This window comes from Pseudarthrobacter sp. NPDC058329 (assembly GCF_042879835.1).
Lineage (GTDB): Bacteria > Actinomycetota > Actinomycetes > Actinomycetales > Micrococcaceae > Arthrobacter.
Genome location: NZ_JBHVZR010000007.1, coordinates 70808 through 91697 on the forward strand (window position 1 = coordinate 70808; position 20890 = coordinate 91697).

The following is a 20890-nucleotide window of genomic DNA, read 5'->3' on the forward strand; positions in this document are numbered from 1 at the left end:
GATCCGGGCCCGGCCACACTGCCCCGCGGGGCTTGAGTCAGGTCGCGTCAGCTGGTGGCAGCCCAGCCGCAGCCCCACGGCTGCAAGCCACGCTGCGCGTACACGCGGTTGGCGATATCGATCTGCTGGGCCTTGGTGGCAAGGCTGGCGTTGGGGGCGTAGGCACCGCCGCCGGATCCGAGCCAGGTCCGGATGTCGAACTGGAGGCCACCGTAGTAGCCGTTGCCGCTGTTGATGGACCAGTTTCCGGTGGATTCGCACTGGGCGATCTTGTCCCACATGGCCTCATTCATCATGGCCGGGGCAGCGGCACCGGTGTTGGCGCCCGCACTGGCTGCCGGGGCCGGGGCAGCCTGGGCTACGGGCTTTGCCTTGGTGCCCACCGTGGTCTTCTCGGTCACGGGCTGCGCGGTGACGGCTTCGGACACCAGGGTGCGGGATGCTTCGCGGCCGTCAACCAGCACCAGCTTGAAGGTCTTCTCCACCTTGCCGGCGGCACCGGCCTGGGTGACTTCCTTTTCACCCTTCAACAGGTCAGCGCTTTCGGTGGTCACCTTCTCGAACGGAATATCCTCGGTGGCCACAGCGGTCTGGCCAGTGTCCACGCGGGAGACCTTGATAACCATGTTGTTGACCACGTGGGCGTTCGCAGGCTGGGAAGTGCGGTCATTGGCGCCGAGGGTCAGTCCGGCATCTTCCAGGACCTTGCCCACCGTGGCGGCAGTTGTGGTGGCGGTGTCCACTTTGCCGTCAGCAACGATGCTCACGGACTTGGGAGTGGAGATGGAGACGAAGGACCCTGCGACAGAAAGCTGGGCATCCTTGGGCGCCGAGACTGACGACGCACTGGCGACTCCGAGTTCGGTCACCAGGTCCTCAACATCCTGCGCGGTGGTGTTTACCGTCTTTTCGGAACCGTCCAGGCTGACCTTGACTTCCTTGGCCATGTTGACGTTGATGACCGTGCCGTTCTGGACAGTGGCATCAACGGCCGGAGAGACCCTGTCCGCAGGCTTCAGTTCGACGTTGGCGCTCTTGACGACCTGACCGACTGTCCCGCCAAAGCTTTGAACGGACGTGACCTTGCCGTCGACGTTCAGCGTGATGGTTTTGTTATTACCTACAAAGGCTACGAGGCCCACCACCAGCGCGCACAGCACCAGGAGCTGGGTTCCAACCTTGATAAAGCTGAACTTACCGTCCGTTGTGAAGAACTTGACCACGATTGCCCGTAACTTTAGGTCCTTCCGGGCACGGGGATAGCGCAATAAAATGCCCGGCACCACCTATAGGAGGAGTGGTCCGGGCACCTTTGCACCGCCACACTTCATGCAGCAGGCAGGCTGGAACCAGGCCCAGCAGATCCTGCCGCAAATGAAGTGAATTTACCCGGTGGCCTTCCCCGACCCCGGCTAATAGTTTCTTACTGTAACCGTAGCGTTATAAACCGGCCAAGAATCTTGCATACCGGGTATCCACTTGCCGGCACGGGAGCTACGTGTTGTTAATCCCAGGATCCGTATGCCCGTACGGTATTTTGCGAGATTCGGGCGCACAGCCCGGCCAAGTCGGTGTTTGTCAATTCCGCCATGGAGCGGACGGTGTAGGGGACCATATAGCTGGCATTTGGCCGGCCCCGGTGCGGGTGGGGCGTCAGGAACGGGGCGTCTGTTTCCACCAGGACAAGATTGGGATCCGCCACGGCGAGCGCGGCGCGCAGGTTGGTGGCGTTTTTGAAGGTCAGGGTGCCGGCAAAGGACATCCACCAGCCTTCCCTGTTACAGATGGCCGCCAGTTCCTCATCACCGGAAAAGCAGTGGAACACCACACGCTCCGGGGCACCTTCTTCCTTGAGCACCTGCACCACGTCGCTGTGTGCGTCCCGGTCGTGAATCTGGAGCGTCAGGTCAAGCCGCTTGGCGATGTCGATGTGGCGGCGGAAGGAATGCCGCTGGTGTGCCAGCCCCTCCCCTTTGGTGCGGAAAAAATCGAGCCCCGTCTCGCCGATGGCCCTGACCCGGGGATGGGCTGCCAGCCGCTCAACTTCCGCCAGCGCCTCGTCAAGTTCGCCTCGTTCGGCATAGCGGGGAGCGTCGTTGGGGTGCAGCGCCACTGCACCAAGCAGCCGCTCGTCAAGGTCCAGCGCCCGGACCGTGAACCGCGAGGATTCCAGATCGCAGCCCACCTGGACCGCGCCCTGGACGCCCACGGCCTCGGCGGCGTCCAGGGCTTCCTTGATGCCAACCGGAGCTTCCCCGTCCGGGAAATCCAAATGGGTGTGGTTGTCCATGACGGGCACCGGCAGGGGCTCCGGGGCGGGGGGAAAAGACCGCTGCTGGGAGGTTCCGGATTCCTGTCTGTCGCCGGGGGCAGAGGCTCGGTATGCGGCAGGGATCAGCGGATTGCACATCCATCAAGCCTAAACCGCCGGGACGGCCGCATATTTATTGGAACTCTCTGTCAGCCGAAGCAGTTGTGTTAGTAGTCTGGTACGAACACATGCGGACGCCCGCCAATGGGCGAAGGCAGGGCTTTGCTGTCCCGTCCAGGTGAAACCCCTGGCTGAAAGGTTTGCCGATGGAATCCCACCGACGCACTGCCAACGATGTGAGCGCTGCGAACCGCAACCTGGCGGGGGTCGACCCCGTCAGCCACCTCAATGGGCACCGCCAGACCCCCATGGATGCCTCGTCCTTCCACGCGGCCAGCGAGCGGATCCTGACCACCGTCAACACGGTGATCGACGGGAAGTCGGACGCCGCGAAGCTGGCGCTGACCGTCCTGTTGGCCCAGGGGCACCTGCTCCTGGAGGATGTCCCGGGCGTGGGAAAGACGCTTTTGGCCAAGACGCTCGCCCGGACCATCGACTGCACGGTTAACCGGATCCAGTTCACGCCGGACCTGCTGCCCTCCGACGTCACCGGCGTCTCCATCTACAACCAGTCCTCCCGGCTCTTTGAGTTTCGGCCCGGAGCCGTGTTCGCCAATATTGTGATCGGCGACGAGATCAACCGCGCCTCAGCCAAAACTCAATCGGCCCTGCTCGAATGCATGGAAGAGCACCAGGTGACCGTGGACGGCAACTCGTACCGGCTGGACGAGCCCTTTATGGTGGTGGCAACACAGAATCCCATCGAGATGGAGGGCACCTACCCGCTGCCTGAGGCACAGCGGGACCGCTTCATGGCGCGCATCTCGATGGGCTACCCGGACAAGGACTCCGAGATCGAAATGCTCGAGACCCACCAGGCCACGTCACCCCTGGCCAAGGTGTCGGCGGTAGTAACCACTGCCGATGTGGCGGCCATGATTGCCACAGTCCAGCAGGTCTACGTCTCGCAGGCAGTCAAGGAGTACACGGTATCCGTGGGCAGGGCAACCCGGGAGAGTCCGCTGCTCCGTTTGGGTGCGAGCCCCCGGTCCATGCTGCAGCTGCTGCGGGCCGCCAAGGCCACAGCCGCCCTGGACGGCCGCGACTTTGTGCTGCCGGACGACGTCGTGTTGGTTGCAGAAGCTGTCCTGGCGCACCGGATCATTCTGGACCGGAAGGCCGCCGGCGCCGGGGAAACCCCGCACAGCGTCCTTCGCGGCATCCTGTCCCGGCTGCCGATAGCGCAGCGGCCCGCCGACGCCGGGAACAAGCCTTCCGGGTCCACGAACAGGAACACCCCAGTCGCAGGCCTGAGCAGGAATCACTAGGCGGGTCTCCCATGGCGCTGCTGGACAAACTGCCGCGACACCTGTTCACCCAGCGGGGCTGGGGAATGCTGGCTGCGGGGGCCACGGCGCTGGCCGCAGCGCAGGTGATGGGCCGCCGGGACCTGTTGAGCCTGGCTGTACTGCTGCTCGTCCTTCCGTTGGTTTCCCTTGCGGGCATCCGGCTGGTGAAGCCCCGCTTCCAGGTGTACCGCGAATTCAACCCGTCCCCGGTCGAAACCTCGGCCTCCACCACCGTGCGGCTGGCGGTGGCACGGACAGGAGCATCCAGCGGCAGGGCCACCATGGAGGAAAGGCTGCCTTCCCGGTTCGGCGAATCGCCCGCCTTCCGCTTTCCGTCCCGGTCGGCAACCGGCGGCACCAGCAGGTATGAGTACCACCTGCGCTCCGCCCAGCGCGGCCAGTTCCTCATCGGGCCCGTGACGGCGGAATTCACCGACCCGTTCGGACTGTCCCTGCACCGGCAGGCAATAGACGACGGCGACACGCTCACGGTGACGCCCGCCGCCGTCGTGCTTCCCTTGACCGGGCTGGCCGGCGCCCGGGGCAATGATGGCGTCACGGCCACCAGGATCCGGGCTAACCCCAGCGACGACGACGTCATGACGCGTGAATACCGCCATGGGGACCCCATGCGCCGGGTGCACTGGGCCGCAACCGCGCGCCACGGTTCCCTGATGGTGCGGCAGGAGGAATCCGTTACCACGCCGGAAGCCACCATCGTCCTGGACCACAGGTTCACCGCGTTCTCCGGCGCTTCCGGCGCGGCACCGGCAGGAATCACGGCGCAGGACGGCCACTCCATGATTACCAGCGAAGCGTTTGAATGGGCCGTCGTTGCCGCGATGTCCATCAGCGCCCACCTGGCTGAGCGCAATTATGGCCTGCGCCTTCTGGACGCCCGCGGCGAGCCTGCGTTCCTGCGGTCGCCCTCCGCCCCCGAACCTGAGGTGGAGGAGTACACCGGAGCGTCCGGGCTCCAGTCCATCGCTGAAAGCCTCGCGGCGATCCAGCTCACGGGGCCACACGCCCGCCGCGACTCCGGGCACAAGGACCTTTTCCGCCCCCGCGACTCGCACAGGCACCAGGACTCCGGGCCGCCGCCGTTTGATGACAACCTGATGGACAAGTTGTCGGCGCACCGGATGCGGGGTCCCCTGATCGCCGTCCTGGGGAGGATCTCACCGCTGGAAGCCCTGTCCCTCGCTCCGGCCGCCGGGTACGGCACCAACGCCTTTGCCATCATTGTTACCGAGCGGGCAGCGGAGTTCGAGGACGCACTCGAGAAGCTCCGGCACGGAGGCTGGCGCGCTGCTGCCGTGCCGCCGTCGGTATCGGTCGCAGCCGCCTGGAACCAGTTCGACCAGGACGTGGCGTTGCCGGAAACCCCGGCCACGGAGGTCCGCCGAGGAGCGGAGGTGGCAGGATGACCATCGCGCCGCCCCGGGACACCGGAATACACCAGCAACCCGCACCGCCGGCCGGGAACGCGGCGGGACGTACCCGTGTGGGTCCCTACCCCTGGGCGATGGCAGGCTCCATTGCCGTCGGCGTGGCCGGGTCTGCCCTGTCGCTGAACGGAGTCCTGAGGGGTTGGGGCTGGTACTGGCCTGTTTTCACTACTGTGCTGGTGGTCTGCTTGACCATGGCTGCCCTGCGTGCGGTGCGGGCGCAACCCCTGCTGGTGACAGCCGGCGGTTTCCTTGCCCTTGGCGCCGTCCTGACACTCACGTTCTTCCGCAGCTCAAGCTTTGCCGGCGTCATCCCCACCCCGGCGAGCCTGGCCGAAGTGGACCGCCTGATCCGGCGCGCCAGCGAAACTGTACTGTCCGAAACCGCGCCCGTCGCCCCCAACGTCGGGATCGTGATGGTGGTCTGCGCCGTCCTGGGCCTGGCCGTGATCCTTGTGGATGCGCTCGCGGTGCCGCTGGGCATGCCCGCCGCCACGGGCGCGGGGCTGCTGGCCATCCTCGTGGTGCCGGCCTTGATCAAACCGCAAAGCGTCGGGTTCTGGGGATTCACCGCCGCTGTGGCCGGGTACCTGATGATTCTGGCCTGCAGCCAGTGGTTCGTTCCGGACGCGCGGATCCCGGCGGATTCCGCCCGCAGCCCCGGCCAGGTCCGGCGGGCCGCCCTGACGGGCTCCGTTGCGCTCGTTGCCACCATTCTGGTGCCGCTGGCCATCCCGGGATTCGACCAGGGCACGTTCCCGCAGGGTTCCCGCGTCAATCCGTGGGGCACGTCCACGGGCCTCAACCCGATGATCTCGCTGGGCAACAGCCTGCGCACTCCCGCCGGCACCGGACGGATCACCTACGCCACCAATTCCACGGCACCGCTGTACCTGCGGTCAGTCACCGTGGACCATTTCGACGGCGACTCCTGGGGTCCGGATGACCGCAACGGCTCCCGGCGCTCCCTGGGCAGCCAGATTGACCCCGGCTATACGGTCCTGGCGGACGAACAGCAGCCCGTGGTGACGGCAATCGATACCGGAACCTTCACCAGCCCTTACCTGCCGGCACCGTACCCCCCGGACTCCGTGCGGGGCCTCGATGGCCGGTGGACCTGGGATCCGGCCACCTTGAGCATCAAGGGAACGGACACCACCTCCAGGCGGCAGGAGTACCTGGTCCGGTCCTCGGTTCCGAAGTTGACGGCAGCGCAGCTGGCCCGGTCGTCGGGCGGCGTCCAGGGCATCCCGGAGGACTTCACCAGGATCCCGGGCAACGTCCCGGAGATCGTCCGGACCACTGCCAGCACGGTGGCCGGCTCCGGCGCGACGCCCTATGACAAGGCTATGGCCATCCAAAAGTACCTCCGCTCCGCGGAGTTTACGTACTCCCTGCAGTCACCCGTGCAGGGCGGCTATGACGGAAACGGCCTCTCGGTCCTTGCTGATTTCCTGGACCAGAAAAGCGGTTACTGCATCCACTACGCGTCGGCCATGGCCGTGATGGCCAGGCTCGAAGGCATCCCCAGCCGCATCGCAGTGGGCTATGCCCCGGGCAGGTTAACGGGGGCCACCGTTTCCGTGGCAGGCGAGGGCGCACTTCCCGAATACGAGGTGGACGCCAGGGACGCCCACGCGTGGCCGGAGCTGTACTTCCAGGGCTTGGGATGGGTGCCGTTTGAGCCCACGCCGTCCCGTGGGGTGGTGCCCGACTATGCTTCGGAAGCCTTTGCCCCTTCATCCCCGGGCGCCCTCGACAACAACGACGACCTGGTCCCGGACGCCACGCCTGCTCCCGCCCCGGCACCAAATGCCGCTCCCCTGCCCGCACCGGGTGGAGGCGGAGGCACTGACGCCGGCGTGCAGCTCCTGCCCCTGCTGCTGGGCGTGGGCGGAGTCCTGGGGGTTGCCCTCCTGGCAGCCGCGCCACGCCTGGCCAGGACAGGCATTCGGGCACGGCGGCTCCGACCGGCAGATCCAGGCACGGCCGCGGTGCTGGCCTGGAGCGAACTGGTGGATTTGGGGACCGACTACGGGCTGCCTCCAAAGTCCAGCGAGACCCCGCGGGCTTACAGTGCACGCCTCCGGGACTCTGCACTCCTGGGGGAATCGGGGGGACTTGACGATCCTGCCCACCGGGCCGCGGCCGCGTTGACAACAGACTTTGAACGCCGTGAATACGGTCCGCCGCCAGGGGCCGGCGTGCCGGCAGGGCCCACCGGCCGCGCCGGAGCCGCAGGCACAGACCGGGAGGTGACCGGCGCCCGGATCGCAGCACTTGAATCCGCTTTGCGTGCCAATACCCCCGCCCTGCGGAGGATCCGTGCATTGTGGGTGCCGCAGTCGGTTGTTGGACGGCTGGGACGCTTGCTGGCGGCGCCGTTCCAGGCTGCCGGAACAGCCGTGGCGCGGGCAGCAAAAGCCGCCGCACGCTTCTGGTCAGCGCGCTGGTCTGCGCGTTCCTGATCCTGTTGCGTGCGGCGGCTTTGCCGCCCCTGGAAAGGTGCTACCCGGCGTAGGGATCCGCGATGCCGATGTACTGGGTGTAGAGGTACTCCTCGATGCCTTCGAGGCCGCCTTCGCGCCCCAGCCCGGACTGCTTGACGCCGCCGAACGGTGCGGCGGCGTTCGAGATGACGCCGGCGTTCAGGCCGAGCATGCCGGTCTCGAGCCTTTCGCCCATCCGGAGGCCACGGTTGAGGTCCTTGGTGAAGACGTAGGCCACGAGTCCGTATTCGGTGTTGTTGGCCAGCCGGACCGCGTCATCCTCGCTGTTGAAGGTGATGATCGGGGCAACGGGTCCGAAGATCTCCTCGGACAGGATCCTGGTGCCTTCGGTGACGCCGGAGAGGATGGTGGGCTGGTAGAAGTAGCCCGGGCCCTCCACCGGTCCCCCGCCCAGGACGGCCTTGGCGCCGGAGGAAACGGCGTCGGACACCAGTTCGTGGACCTTGTCCCGGCTCTTGGCGTCAATCAGCGGTCCCACCTTGGACTCCGGTTCGGTGCCGCGGGCGGTGGTCATTTCCTTCATTTTCGCGGCGAACTTCTCAGCGAACTCGGCGGCGACTGATTCGTGCACGATGAAGCGGTTGGCAGCGGTGCACGCCTCGCCCATGTTCCGCAGCTTCGCCAGCATGGCCCCGGCCACGGCGGCATCAAGGTCAGCGTCCTCGAACACCACAAACGGGGCGTTGCCGCCGAGCTCCATGGAGGTGCGCAGTACGGTTTCCGACGCGTCGGACAGCAGGCGACGGCCAACCTCGGTGGAGCCGGTGAAGGACAGCTTCCGGAGGCGCTGGTCCTTGATCAGCGGACCGGTGGTGGCGCCGGCAGTGGAGGTGGGGATGACGTTCAGGACGCCTGCGGGCAGCCCGGCCTCCATCATGACGGCGGCGAAAAGCTGGGAGGTGAGCGGCGTCAGGTTCGCGGACTTCAGCACCATGGTGCAGCCCGCAGCGACGGCCGGGGCAATCTTGCGGGTGGCCATGGCAAGCGGGAAGTTCCACGGGGTGATCAGCAGGCAGGGGCCCACCGGCTTCTTGGTGACCAGCAGCCGGGACTTGCCGTCCGGGGACACGGAATAGCGCCCGAACGCACGGACGGCTTCCTCCGAGAACCAGCGCAGGAACTCCGCACCGTAAGTGACTTCACCCCGGGCTTCCGCCAACGGCTTGCCCATCTCCAGGGTCATCAGCAGGGCAAAGTCCTCGGCCCGCGCGGTCACGAGTTCAAACGCCCGCCGCAGGATTTCGCCGCGCTCACGCGGCGGGACCTTGGCCCAGGACTCCTGGGCGGCCGCGGCGGCGTCCAGCGCGGCGGCACCATCGTCAGCGCCGGCGTCGGCAATGCTCAACAGCACCTTGCCCGTAGCCGGATCCTCGACGTCGAAGGTCTTACCTGTTGCGGCGGCCCGCCACTCACCGTTGATGAGCAAGCCAGTGGGAACGGTGGCCAAAAGGGCGCTTTCGCGGTCTGCGGAAACGGCCGGCTGTGCAGTGACAGTCACAATGACTCCCTCGTCAGTAGGGTTATGGCAGCTCGGCGGCGGCCGGCGTAGCCGCCGTCGTCCTGGCTGATTAGTTGCCAGACTACTGCTGCGCCACCAGCGGGTCTACGCCTTCGCGCACTACCGGAGCCGGGAAGTGCTGTGCACCTGCACAGCCCAGGCCGGACCCCTAAAGGTCGGCCTAGCGGGCAGCAAGGACAGCCGAGTAGAGTTCCCGTTTGCTCACCCGGACGTCTTCCGCAACCGCGGCGACAGCTTCCTTGAGGCGGATCCCCTGGGCCACCAGTTCGTTGACGGCGGCCACGTGGTCCCCGGGTGTTCCTGGCTCCTGTTCCGGTGCGCCGGCCAGGACAACGGCGATTTCGCCGCGGACCTCGGTGGCCTCGGCCCACTGCAGGAGCTCCCCGAGTGAGCCCCGGATCACTTCTTCGTAGGTCTTGGTCAGTTCCCGGCACACGGCCACGCGGCGGTCAGACCCGAAGCGTTCACGCAGCGCCCGCAGCATCACCTCAAGCCGGTGCGGGGCTTCGAAAAACACCATCGTCCGGCGCTCCCCCGCGAGGTCGGCCAGGCGTGACGCCCTTTCGCCCGCCTTCCGCGGCAGGAATCCCTCGAAACAGAAGCGGTCCGTGGGCAGGCCGGACAATGCGAGCGCAGTCAGTACGGCTGACGGTCCGGGGACGGCAGTGACCGGCAGCCCCGCTGCCACGGCACCCTCCACCAGCCGAAACCCGGGGTCGGACACCGAGGGCATCCCGGCGTCGGTGACCATCACCAGCGTCTTGCCGGCCCGCACCTGTTCCAGCAGTTCGGCTGTCTTGGCTGCCTCGTTGTGCTCGTGGTAGCTGATCACCCGCCCGGCAACTGTGACGCCGAGGCTCTGCACCAGCCGGTGCAGGCGGCGGGTGTCCTCAGCGGCAACGATGTCAGCTGTCCCGAGCAGCTCAACCAGGCGGGCAGAAGCGTCTCCCGTGTTGCCGATCGGGGTGGCCGCCAGCACGATCCGCCCGCCGGCAGGCGCAGGCACCGCGGCTGCCTCCGGCGCCCCTGACGGCTGTCCTCCGGCTTCCTCGTTGGGGGTGGCAGTGCCGGAATCAGGGAAAGGGCTGGGGTTAGGGTCCACGCCACCAGCCTACTGCTGCAGGGCCGGGCCAGCTGCAAAAGGTAGCATGGGGCTCGTGACGCAGACCTCGACGCGGCCGGCTGGGGCCGAAGACGCCACACCCCCGACGTCCGGCAGTTCCTCCTCCGACGGTGAGGGACAGCCAAGTACCCGGCGTACCCGGCCCTGGGTGAGCCGGCCGGCAGAGGCCTTCACGGCGGAGTCCCTTCGCGCGCGGCTGCTCGGTCCCGTCCAAAGCTGGCGGGACTACCCGCCGTCGCTGCGGCTGTGGTTCCTGCTGGTTCCTGTCCTGACGGCGGCAGCCGGCGGCGTCCTGCGGTTTGTCCGGCTTGAGACGCCGCACAAGTTGGTCTTTGACGAAACCTATTACGTCAAGGACGCCTACTCGTACCTGATCAGCGGTTATGAGCGCAGCTGGCCGGACAAAGCCAATGATTCCTTCAACGCCGGAAACCCTGCCCTCCTCCTGGACTCCCCCGAGTACGTGGTCCACCCCCCGGTGGGAAAATGGATGATCGCTGCCGGCATGTGGCTCTTCGGCGCGGACAACTCCTTCGGTTGGCGTTTCGCCGCAGCACTGACCGGGACCCTGTCCATCCTGCTCCTGTCCCTGATAGCGCTCAAGCTCTTCCGTTCACTGCCCCTGGCCGGTGCCGCGGGGCTTCTCCTGGCCGTGGACGGCCACCACCTGGTGATGTCCCGGACTTCGCTGCTGGATATCTTCCTGATGTTCTGGATCCTCGCAGCGTTTGGCGCGCTGCTGATGGACCGGGATGACGGCCGACGGCGGCTGGCGGCCAGGCTGGCCAAGGCTGCGTCCGCCAACGGTGGACTTCCCACCACTGCCCAGCTGCTGTCCGGGCCCTGGGTGGGCGTCCGCTGGTGGCGGGTTGCAGCAGGGCTCTTCCTGGGGCTTGCGGTGGGAACCAAGTGGTCAGGCTTGTTCTTCCTCGCCGGTTTCGGCATCCTCACCGTCCTGTGGGACCTCAGCGCACGGCGCGTGGCGGGGATCCGTGGCTGGATCAGCGGCGGCGTCATCAAGGACGGCATCCCGGCCTTCCTGAGTATGGTTCCGGTTGCCGCAATGGTCTACGCCGCCACCTGGACCGGCTGGTTCGCCTCGGACAACGCCTACTTCCGACGCTGGGCGCAAAGCAATCCATCCGCTGAGTGGAGCTGGCTGCCGGACCCGGTCCGGTCCCTGGCGCACTACCACCTGGAGGCCTACAAGTTCCACCAGGGCCTGGGGTCCGAGCACCCCTACGAGGCGAGCGCCTGGAGCTGGCTGGTCATGGGCAGGCCGACGTCGTTCTTCTATGAATCCCCCCAGCGCGGCACGCCTGGCTGCGACGTGGACAAATGCACGTCCGCCATCCTGTCCGTCGGAAATCCCCTGATCTGGTGGGCGGCCGCCATATCGCTGGTGGTACTCCTGTTCTGGTGGGCGGGACGCCGCGACTGGCGGGCCGGAGCAGTACTGGCCGGGGTGGCCGCGGGGTACCTTCCGTGGTTCATGTACCCGGAACGGACCATGTTCTACTTCTATGCGGTGTCCTTCGAACCGTTCCTGGTGCTGGGCCTTGTGTACTGTTTGGGGCTTGTCCTGGGGCGGACCACCGATCCGCTGTGGCGCCGCCGGTCCGGCCTGTACCTGGTGGCCCTGTTCGTCGCCGCCACAGTCCTGCTGGCAGCCTTCTTCTATCCTGTCTGGGCCGCCGAGGTCATCCCGTACCAGGAGTGGCGGCTCCGGATGTGGATGCCTTCCTGGATCTAGGGCAGGATGGCAGGAGACCCCTACGGAGCCGCCGCCGCGGCGTGGCAGCGGAACGGAGACCTGCTGTGAGAGAAGCGAGCACCGAACTGCTGGTTGAGCTTGATGCCGCCAGCAACGTCACGGATCTATTGCTCGAGCAGCAGGCCGCCAACCCGGCCCATGCCCTTTACCGGCGCAAGGGGCCCAACGGCTGGATTGACGTGCCGGCGCAGAAATTCCTGCAGGATATCACGGCCCTCGCCAAGGGCCTGATCGCCGGCGGCCTTGAACCCGGCGACACCGTGGCGGTGATGTCCGCCACCTCCTACGAATGGACGCTGGTCGACTTCGCCATCTGGTTCGCCGGCGGAGTGACTGTTCCCATCTACGAAACGTCGTCCGCCGGCCAGGTGGAGTGGATCCTTCATGACGCAGCCGTGCGGCGCGTGTTTGCCGAGGACCGTGCGAAGGTGAAGCTGGTGACCGGGGTCCTGGCCGGTTCCGAACTCCTGCGGGACCGGCTCATCAACGTGGTCCGGATGGACTTCGAGGCAGATGCCCCGGACCTCGCGAGCTTGGCCGCCGCCGGAACCGGGGTCACCGAAGCGGAGCTGGAACGGCACCGGAGCCGGGCCGGACTGGATGACGTCGCCTCCCTGGTGTACACCTCGGGCACCACCGGGAACCCCAAGGGCTGCGAAATCACGCACGGCAACTTCGCCCTGGTGGCCCGGAACATCGTCGCTTTCCTTCCGGAACTGCTGCTCCAGGACCAAGCCCGCACGTTGATGTTCCTGCCGCTCGCCCACGTCCTGGCCCGGGCCGTCCAGATAGTCTGCCTGACGGCCGGCGCCACGCTCGGGCACACTGGCGCTGCCCAGCTCCTTGATGACCTCAAATCGTTCAGGCCCACGTTCCTGCTGGTGGTTCCGCGGATCTTCGAGAAGGTGCGCGCCACCGCAGCGCACACAGCAGCCGTGGGCGGCAAGGCACGGCTCTTCAGCACAGCGTCGGCAACAGCCATCGAGTACTCGCAGGCGGAGGACAAGCGCAGCCGGGGCGAGGGCAGCGGTCCGGGGCTGCTCTGCAGGATCCGCCACGCTGTCTTCGACAGGTTGCTCTACCAGCGGCTTCGGCAGGCCTTCGGCGGCGACGTGGGATACACAGTGTCCGGCGCCAGTGCCCTTGCACCGGAGGAAGCCCATTTCTTCCGCGGGGCCGGGATCGCCGTGCTGGAAGGCTACGGCCTGACCGAGACCACCGCTCCGTGCACCGCCAACACGCCGTCCCGCACGAGGGTGGGTTCGGTGGGCATCCCCATCCCCGGCACCACCGTCCGGGTAGCCGGGGACGGTGAAATCCTGGTGAAGGGGATCGGCGTCTTCCGCGGCTATCACAACAACCAGGCCGCTAACGCAGAAGCCTTCGTGGACGGCTTCTTCCGCACCGGCGACCTCGGGAATCTTGACCCCCAGGGGTTCCTGACCATCACGGGGCGGAAGAAGGACCTGCTGGTGACCGCCGGCGGCAAAAACGTTGCACCCGGGCCGTTGGAGGAAAGGATCCGCGCCCACCAACTGGTGGCCCACGCCGTAGTGGTGGGTGACGGCAAGCCCTTTGTCTCGGTGCTCGTGAGCCTTGACCCTGAAGGCCTGGACAACTGGCGGTCCGAACAGGGGCTGCCGGCACTGGCGCTGCGGGACGCCGTCACGGACCCGCAGGTGGCCGCAGCGGTGCAGGAGGCGGTGGACCACGCAAACCAGCTCGTATCCAAGGCGGAATCCATCCGCAAGTTCATCCTGCTGGACGCCCAGTTCACCGTCGAGTCAGGACACCTGACGCCCTCCCTCAAACTGAAGCGCGCCGCCGTCGTGCAGGACTACGGAACCGAAATCTCCAAACTTTACTCCTGACCTACTGCCTGGCCCGCTGCCGCGGGCTCGTCCTTGACGAGGCCGCGGCGCCGGCGTGTGGGCCATGTGAGGATGAGCGTGGCGAGCGCGGTCAGCAGCACCAGCCCCGCGATCACCATCCCGGCGTCGATCCAGAACTGGCCGGGGAACAGCCGGATCAGTGTGTCATCCAGGCTGAACGTCCAGGAACCGTCGGCGAAAAAGATCCGGTGGAACTCGGTGAAGAACTGCTGCCAACCCAACACTGCCAGGGAACCCAGGCCGAGGATCAAGACCAGCGTGATGATGGAGCCGGCGAACAGTCCCCTGCGGACTCCGCCGGTGCTTCGCCTGCGCAGGTAGAGGACAGCGATGATGCTGACCAGGGCCAGCAGCACGCCGGCACCGAAGGTGGAGAGGATCACCAGTTTGACGTCCGCCATGTGGCTGACTTCGCCGTCCTTAAACAGCTTGTCGCCGCTGCGGTGGACCAGGTCTCCCAAGTAGCGTGGGCCGGACCAGTTACTGAGGTAATCGACGGCGTACGAGCCGTAGGTCATCCTGTCGTCGGTGCTGAACCCGTAGCCGTCGCCGGGGAATCCGGGGCGGTTGTACTCCACCCACAGGAACAACGGGCTGGTCACTGCGCGCACGGCAAGGATGAGCAGGATCAGCGGGAAGAAGATGGCAAGCAGGACCTGCATTACCCGCGGAGCCACCGGCTTGGCGTTGGCTGCGCTCTCGCGCTGCGCGTTCCGGCGCTCCACTTCCTCCTCTGGCGGACGGACCTGCAGGGCGGAGGTGGGAAGCGGTTCCTTGAACACAGGTGCGCTGCCGTGCCCGGACGTGGTGCCCCCATCTTCGACGGCGGCTTCTGCGGCTTTCCGGTCCGCCCGGCTCTCCGGCTGGGCGGCTTTGCGGGCTTCCGGACCCGTGCCGGCGCTGGCGACCGCCGTGGCGGACGAACCACCACCGCCTGCCGCGGCCTGGCCGGCGTCGGCTGTGTACGGACCCGCATCTGTTGCACTGGAGCCGGCGGCCGACGTTCCGGCGTTCGCCAGCCTCGTTGCCTTCCCGTCCGCGGCTGATTCCCGCGGCGCTTCGGCAACTGATTTATCAAAACCGTCTGCTGCGGAACCGCCGGTGCCCGTTCCGGCGGGAGTCATCCAGGAGAACGCCGGCTCGTCAGAGTCCCCAGACGTGTCCAGGACCGGTTCCGGCTGCGGCTCGGCGCGCCTGGCGCGGGCAGGAGTTTCGTCTTTCACAGCAGCGTCACTTCCGTTGGTTTTCCGCGCCAGGTTCTACGTCCGCCGGCACGCTCTATCTGTTGACGAGCCTACCGCCCGGGCTTCGGGCTGGGCGAGGAACCACCCCGGCGGAATTACAACGATTCAGGCAACGACTCAGGCAGCGATTTCCGTATAGCCTGCGTCCTCCCGGCGCAAGTCGCCTCGCTCCCCCGCCAGGTAGGCGGGCCGCCCGCAGGCAAATACATACAGCCAGTAACCGGCCAGCACCGCAGCCCCGCTGCCGATCTTTGCCCAGACCGGCAGCGTACTCGGTGTCACAAACCCTTCCACCAGTCCGGAGACGAAGAGCACCAGGACCAGTCCCAGGGCTACCGTAACCAGGGACCTGCCTTCCTCGGCCACAGCCCTGCCACGGGTCCGCGGCCCCGGCGATACCATCGCCCAAAAGATCCGGAGGCCGGCGGCGCAGGCGATAAACACCGCGGTCAGTTCCATCAGGCCGTGCGGCAGAATGTAGCTGTAGAAGACGTCCGACTTCCCGGCGGCCGCGAAGATTCCGGCCGCAATGCCTACCCCCTGGGCATTACTGAACAGAATCATCGGCACCCACACTCCGGTGATTCCCAGGGCCACAGCCTGCGCGCTGATCCAGGCGTTGTTGGTCCAGACGGCGCCGGCAAAGGACGCTGCCGGGTTCTCCGAGTAATAGCTGATGAAGTCCTCCTCGACGTACTGCCTGGCTGCAGCTTCGGACGCCACCGCCCGCAAGGCCTCGGGGGATGTGCCAATCCAGAGGGCGTAGGCCGTACCGATGAGGACGAAGGCCGCCCCGCAGGCCAACGTGAGCCAGGTAAGCCGGTAGAAGGCAGCCGGAAGGGCAACCACAAAAAACCGTGCCAGGTCCGCCATCACATTGGACCTGGCCCCGGTGAAACGCGTCCGCGCCTGGGCAAGCGTGGCGGACAGGGAGGCGGAGAGGCCGCTCTCAGGGGCCAGCGACCGGATGAGGGAAAGGTGGGAGGACGTGGACTGGTACAGCGTCAGCAGTTCGTCCGCTTCCGGCCCGCTGAGCCTGCCTTTGTAGGCAAGTTCGTGCAGCCGGGACCACTTGTCCGCGTTGACGGCGGAGAACGCGTCCATATCCACGGCACCAGCCTAGCGGCCCGCCATAGACTATGAGCGTCCCGTCAGCCCGGAGGAACAGGAACAGTGTGAGCTCGATCATCACCGGTGAGGCCGTTGTCCTGGAACTGCGTCCGGCATCCTTTGCAGCCCGCGCTTTGGGCCTGCTCCTGGACATGGCCTTGAGCACAATATTGCTGGTGGCGATCCTGATGGGAGTATCCGCCGCGGGCGAAGACCTGGACGAGTCGGCCATGCGGGCCCTCGTGGTGGCCAGTGTGGTTTTCTGCCTGGTGATTGTTCCGGTGGCCGTGGAGACCCTAAGCCGCGGGCTTTCGCTCGGCAAGCTCGCAGCCGGCCTGCGTGTGGTGCGGGAAGACGGGGGCGCCATCCGGTTCCGCCATGCACTCATCCGTGGGCTGACCGGTTTCCTGGAGATCTACCTGACTTTTGGCGGGCTGGCCATTGCCGTGGCCCTGTTCAATGACAGGTCGCGCCGGCTGGGCGACCTGATGGCCGGGACGTACGCCATCCGCAGCCGTGGCCCGGTTGAGGAGTCCCCGCCGGTGCTTGTTCCGCCCCGGCTGCGGTCCTGGGCGGCGGCGGCAGACATCGGAAGGGTCCCGGATGCGACGGCGCGCCGGGCATCGCAGTTCATCCGCCAGGCCGGTCGGATGGCACCCTTGTCAAGGGCCGGCATGGCCGGGTCGATCGCAACAGAGCTTGCCGCACACGTGGCCCCGCAGCCGCCTGCCGGGACCAGCCCGGATGACTACCTGGCCGCCGTTATGGCTGAACGGCGGAGCAGGGAGCTGGCCAGGCTGTCCCAGGCACGACGGCGGAGCGCCGAGATGGGTGAGCGGCTGCACCGGCTGCCGTTTGGCAGCTGAGCCTTAGTTGGCGTATTCGCTCCAGGGGATGTTCCAGTCGCCAAACCCGTCGTCGTGGGCCGCGTAGTCGCCCTCGGTGTTCACGATCTGGACGACGTCGCCGGTGCCCATGTTGTCGAAGACCCATGCGGCGCCGTCGGGGGCAAATCCGATGCAGCCGTGTGAGACGTTGGTGTTGCCGATGAAGGGGAAAGCGGACGGAAGGGCCTGGTGGATGTAGGCACCGCTGAGGGTGAGCCTGATGGTGTATTCCACGTCGACGTCCCCGTAATACGCCGGATCGTCGGGCTTCAGCCCGATGCTTGACGCGCGGAAGTGGTCATAGCGTTTCTTTTCCATGAGCACGCCGTACCCGCGCGCGGACGGGAACCGCTTGTCCCCCATGCTCACCGGCAGTGTCTTGACCACCTGGTCGTTGACGCTGAGCGTGAAGGTGTGGGCGGCTGCGTCCGCGACGGCCACCTTCTTGTCGCCGATGGAGACGTTCACCTTTTTGTTGAAATTGGCGATCTGGCCGTTCCCCAGGTCCACGCCGAACAGCTGCATGTCCATGGTGATGGTGGAGTTGGCTGCCCAGAAGTTTTCCGCCCGGTACCGGACCATCGTGTCGCTGTGCCAGTGGAAGGCGCCCACCTGGCCGGCGCTGCTGGTGATGCTGATGGCCTTTTCCACGGCCTCGCGGTTGACCACAGGTTCACTGAAGATGACCTGCAGCGGCTGTCCGACGCCCACCTTCATGCCGTCCAGCGGGTAGATTGCCGCATCTGCCTCATGGGAGCTGGACACCGTGCTGAAGGACTGGGTGGTGCTGGTTTCGCGCGCGGCACCGTCCTTCACCACGTATGTGTAGCTGTAGTCCGTGTTGAACTTCAGGGGCCCGGACGCCGTCCAGCCTGTCCCCGCGGCGTCCATGCTGCCCTCCACTGTCTCACCGGAAGTGCTGGTGAGGGTGACGCGTTCAATGGTGCCGTTGGCCACCTTCAGTGACACCGGGGCGGCCGGGTTAACCTGCTTTGCGCCGTTGGCCGGCGCGGCGTCGAGCTTTACCGGCGCAATGACCGGCGCGGCGATGCCGGGTGAGGTCCTGACGGCGGACCCTGCCTCGGATTCGATGGCTCCGCGCGCAATGCCCGGTGCCACGGCAGCAAACACGCCGCCCACAGCAGCGAGGAGGCACACGGCCACCACCACAAGTATCTTTTTCACACGACCCGGCCGGCGGGATTGGACTTCGGGCTCCATATTTTGATCCTAGGCGCAGAAAGTAACGGCCCGGGCGCGCTGGGCACCCGGGCACTTTACTTCTTAGTAACGATAGTGCTCGGGCTTGTACGGGCCGGCGACGTCCAGGTCCAGGTACTCGGCCTGGTCCTTGGTCAGCTCGGTCAGCTCCACGCCCAGGGCGTCCAGGTGCAGGCGTGCCACCTTCTCGTCCAGGACCTTGGGCAGGACGTAGACCTGGTTCCCGTACTCGCGCTCCCCCTCAGGCTGGTCTTTCTTGGTCCACAGCTCGATCTGGGCGATGGTCTGGTTGGCGAACGAGTTGCTCATCACGAAGGACGGGTGTCCGGTGGCGTTGCCCAGGTTCAGCAGGCGGCCCTCGGAAAGGATAATGATGGAACGGCTGGCCTCTCCCGTGGCGGGGTCCTCCTCGAAAACCCATTCGTGGACCTGCGGCTTGATTTCCACCTTTTTGATGCCGGGGGTTCTGGCGAGTCCGGCCATGTCGATCTCGTTGTCGAAGTGGCCGATGTTGCCCACAATCGCCTTGTTCTTCATGCCCGCCATGTGCTCGGCCATGATGACGTCTTTGTTGCCTGTGGTGGTGATGAAGATGTCACCCTTGGCCAGGACCGATTCCAGCTTGGCCACCTGGTAGCCGTCCATCGCCGCCTGCAGTGCGCAGATGGGGTCGATCTCGGTGACGATCACGCGTGAACCCTGGCCGCGCAGTGCCTCTGCGGCGCCCTTGCCGACGTCGCCATAGCCACAGACGACGGCGACTTTGCCGCCCATCAGCACGTCTGTTGCCCGGTTGATGCCGTCCGGGAGGGAGTGCCGGATCCCGTACTTGTTGTCGAACTTGCTCTTGGTGACGGAGTCATTAACATTGATCGCCGGGAAGAGCAGCTTGCCCTGTTCAGCCAGCTGATACAGGCGGTGCACGCCGGTGGTGGTCTCTTCACTGACGCCCTTGATGGTGGCGGCCGTGCGGGTCCACTTCTGCGGGTCGGCGGCGAGCGAGCGGCGGAGCACGTCCAGGAAGATGCCGTACTCTTCGGAATCCGTCGGGTCGGTGGACGGGACGGTGCCCACTGCCTCAAAGTCGGCGCCCTTGTGCACCAGCATGGTGGCGTCCCCGCCGTCGTCAAGGATCATGTTCGGGCCGAGCTCCGGGTTGGCCTCCGCGCCGGGCCAGGTGAGGATCTGCTCTGCAGTCCACCAGTATTCCTCGAGCGTTTCGCCCTTCCACGCGAATACCGGAACGCCCTGCGGGTCCTCCACTGTGCCCTTGCCCACCACCACGGCAGCGGCGGCTTCATCCTGGGTGGAGAAGATGTTGCAGGAAGCCCAGCGGACCTCGGCGCCCAGGGCGGTGAGGGTTTCGATCAGCACCGCCGTCTGCACCGTCATGTGCAGCGATCCGGCGATCCGCGCACCCTGAAGCGGCTGGCTGGGTCCGAATTCCTCGCGGAGGGACATCAGGCCGGGCATCTCGTGCTCTGCCAGGCGGATCTGGTGCCGGCCGGCCTCGGCCAGCGAAATGTCGGCAACCTTGTAATCAAAAGCCATGGATGAATCCTTTACTCTGCCCGGCGGTGGGCCGGTGCTGCTTGCAACGCCCGGCCCGGGGACCGGGACGTTGGCGCTGGTGGTCTGTGCTGTCCGGTGAAGGGCTAAACGGCCTGGGCTGCGCCGGCGACGGTTTCGTGGTGGTTTGAATCGTGCTGGTCCGATCCGGCCGCTGCCGCTGCCGCCAGCAGTTCGGGCGGAAGGAGAAGGGGAATCCCGTCCTCGATGGGGTAGCGGGGCTTCACTCCGGATTCGCCCGCGGCGGCTGCAACAAGTTCCTCGCCTTCCTGCACCAGGGATGACCCTGTCACGGGGCAACGCAGGACGGACAGGAGTTCAGGACTGATCTTTGGCATTATTCATGCTCCCTGGCGGGCGCGCTGGCGCCGGTAGCGGACGGAATTGCAGCTTCCAGCCTACCGCCAGATGCGCGTCAGGACGGTTCCCGAAGTATGCGGAGGTGGCCCCTTCGGGCGCCTTCGGCTCCCGCCGGTGCCTCGAGCGCCGAATGGGGGCCGCGCTTCCCGGAAGTCGGCGGCGCCTGGGCGGGCAAGGCAGCGGCATCCCGGACGGCGTTGGCCAGTGCCAGAAGGTCGTCCGGACCCGGCTGCTGCGGAGTGGAGGGCATTGCCAGACGCAGGACCTCCCAGCCCCGCGGGACAGTCAGGGAATCCGCGTGCTGCTCGCAGAGGTCGTAGCAATGGGGTTCGGCGTAAGTGGCCAGCGGACCGAGTACCGCTGTGGAGTCGGCGTAGACGTACGTCAGAGTAGCTACCGCTGACTGGCGGCACGCAGATCTTGAACACTGACGGATAGCTCCCACGACATCACAGACTACTCCGTGCAGGAGGCAAAACACGGCATTGCCGCCCCGGGTCGACGCGCCCCGGC

Annotated in this window: 16 protein-coding genes; 6 read left to right on the forward strand and 10 right to left on the reverse strand. The window is 66.4% G+C overall.

The annotated features are described in order from the left end of the window. Nucleotides 1–47 precede the first annotated feature (47 nt). Nucleotides 48–1223 (reverse strand): transglycosylase family protein, encoded by a 1176-nt coding sequence (locus tag ACFVYC_RS11400; RefSeq protein WP_387549899.1) that lies wholly within the window; start codon nt 1221–1223, stop codon nt 48–50. 281 nt (nt 1224–1504) lie between these two features. Beyond that, nucleotides 1505–2410 carry a TatD family hydrolase gene (locus ACFVYC_RS11405; RefSeq protein WP_387549901.1) on the reverse strand — a complete coding sequence of 302 codons (906 nt, stop codon included), beginning with the start codon at nt 2408–2410 and terminating at the stop codon, nt 1505–1507. A gap of 167 nt (nt 2411–2577) precedes the next feature. Between ACFVYC_RS11405 and ACFVYC_RS11410 the strand changes: the two genes are divergently transcribed. Genes ACFVYC_RS11410 through ACFVYC_RS11420 form a run of 3 tightly spaced genes read left to right on the forward strand, consistent with a single transcriptional unit; the run spans nt 2578 to nt 7636 of the window. Beyond that, nucleotides 2578–3699, forward strand: coding sequence for an AAA family ATPase (locus ACFVYC_RS11410; RefSeq protein WP_387549903.1), 1122 nt, complete (start codon nt 2578–2580; stop codon nt 3697–3699). 11 nt (nt 3700–3710) lie between these two features. After that, the gene (locus ACFVYC_RS11415; protein WP_387549905.1) at nt 3711–5147 is read left to right on the forward strand and encodes a DUF58 domain-containing protein; all 1437 of its coding nucleotides are present in this window, start codon (nt 3711–3713) and stop codon (nt 5145–5147) included. Further along, the gene (locus ACFVYC_RS11420; protein ID WP_387549906.1) at nt 5144–7636 is read left to right on the forward strand and encodes a DUF3488 and DUF4129 domain-containing transglutaminase family protein; all 2493 of its coding nucleotides are present in this window, start codon (nt 5144–5146) and stop codon (nt 7634–7636) included. Before ACFVYC_RS11415 ends, ACFVYC_RS11420 begins: the two co-directional genes overlap by 4 nt. A gap of 40 nt (nt 7637–7676) precedes the next feature. Here the strand turns inward: ACFVYC_RS11420 and ACFVYC_RS11425 are convergent, their stop codons facing one another. Together ACFVYC_RS11425 and rsmI are read right to left on the reverse strand one after the other, a co-directional pair. After that, nucleotides 7677–9176 (reverse strand): NAD-dependent succinate-semialdehyde dehydrogenase, encoded by a 1500-nt coding sequence (locus tag ACFVYC_RS11425; protein ID WP_387549907.1) that lies wholly within the window; start codon nt 9174–9176, stop codon nt 7677–7679. Nucleotides 9177–9357: 181 nt separating this feature from the next. Next, a complete protein-coding gene (rsmI, locus tag ACFVYC_RS11430) occupies nt 9358–10299 on the reverse strand; it encodes a 16S rRNA (cytidine(1402)-2'-O)-methyltransferase (protein WP_387549909.1) in 942 nt (313 codons plus the stop codon). A gap of 46 nt (nt 10300–10345) precedes the next feature. Between rsmI and ACFVYC_RS11435 the strand changes: the two genes are divergently transcribed. Together ACFVYC_RS11435 and ACFVYC_RS11440 are read left to right on the forward strand one after the other, a co-directional pair. Next, nucleotides 10346–12073, forward strand: a complete 1728-nt coding sequence (locus ACFVYC_RS11435; RefSeq protein WP_387549910.1) for a dolichyl-phosphate-mannose--protein mannosyltransferase — start codon at nt 10346–10348, stop codon at nt 12071–12073. A 65-nt stretch (nt 12074–12138) separates the two neighbouring features. Then, nucleotides 12139–13965, forward strand: a complete 1827-nt coding sequence (locus ACFVYC_RS11440; RefSeq protein WP_387549912.1) for an AMP-dependent synthetase/ligase — start codon at nt 12139–12141, stop codon at nt 13963–13965. Here ACFVYC_RS11440 and ACFVYC_RS11445 read toward each other — a convergent pair. Next, nucleotides 13956–15209, reverse strand: a complete 1254-nt coding sequence (locus ACFVYC_RS11445) for a TIGR01906 family membrane protein (protein ID WP_387549913.1) — start codon at nt 15207–15209, stop codon at nt 13956–13958. The two genes, ACFVYC_RS11440 and ACFVYC_RS11445, sit on opposite strands and share 10 nt — an antisense overlap. A 138-nt stretch (nt 15210–15347) precedes the next feature. After that, entirely contained in the window at nt 15348–16340 is a 993-nt protein-coding gene (locus tag ACFVYC_RS11450; protein ID WP_387549915.1) for a stage II sporulation protein M, read from the reverse strand. A gap of 65 nt (nt 16341–16405) precedes the next feature. Between ACFVYC_RS11450 and ACFVYC_RS11455 the strand changes: the two genes are divergently transcribed. Further along, entirely contained in the window at nt 16406–17206 is an 801-nt protein-coding gene (locus ACFVYC_RS11455) for an RDD family protein (RefSeq protein ID WP_387549916.1), read from the forward strand. Between the two features lie 3 nt (nt 17207–17209). On the opposite strand, the gene ACFVYC_RS11460 is transcribed toward ACFVYC_RS11455, so the two are convergent. From ACFVYC_RS11460 to ACFVYC_RS11475, 4 genes are all read right to left on the reverse strand, one after another. Then, nucleotides 17210–18448, reverse strand: a complete 1239-nt coding sequence (locus tag ACFVYC_RS11460; RefSeq protein ID WP_387549917.1) for an Ig-like domain-containing protein — start codon at nt 18446–18448, stop codon at nt 17210–17212. Nucleotides 18449–18511: 63 nt separating this feature from the next. Next, nucleotides 18512–19999 carry an adenosylhomocysteinase gene (gene ahcY, locus ACFVYC_RS11465; protein ID WP_387549919.1) on the reverse strand — a complete coding sequence of 496 codons (1488 nt, stop codon included), beginning with the start codon at nt 19997–19999 and terminating at the stop codon, nt 18512–18514. A 104-nt stretch (nt 20000–20103) separates the two neighbouring features. Continuing rightward, entirely contained in the window at nt 20104–20355 is a 252-nt protein-coding gene (locus ACFVYC_RS11470; RefSeq protein WP_387549920.1) for a Trm112 family protein, read from the reverse strand. Nucleotides 20356–20432: 77 nt separating this feature from the next. Then, complete coding sequence (locus tag ACFVYC_RS11475; RefSeq protein ID WP_387549921.1) at nt 20433–20822, reverse strand: DUF3499 domain-containing protein; 390 nt, start codon at nt 20820–20822, stop codon at nt 20433–20435. Between the last annotated feature and the right edge of the window lie 68 nt (nt 20823–20890).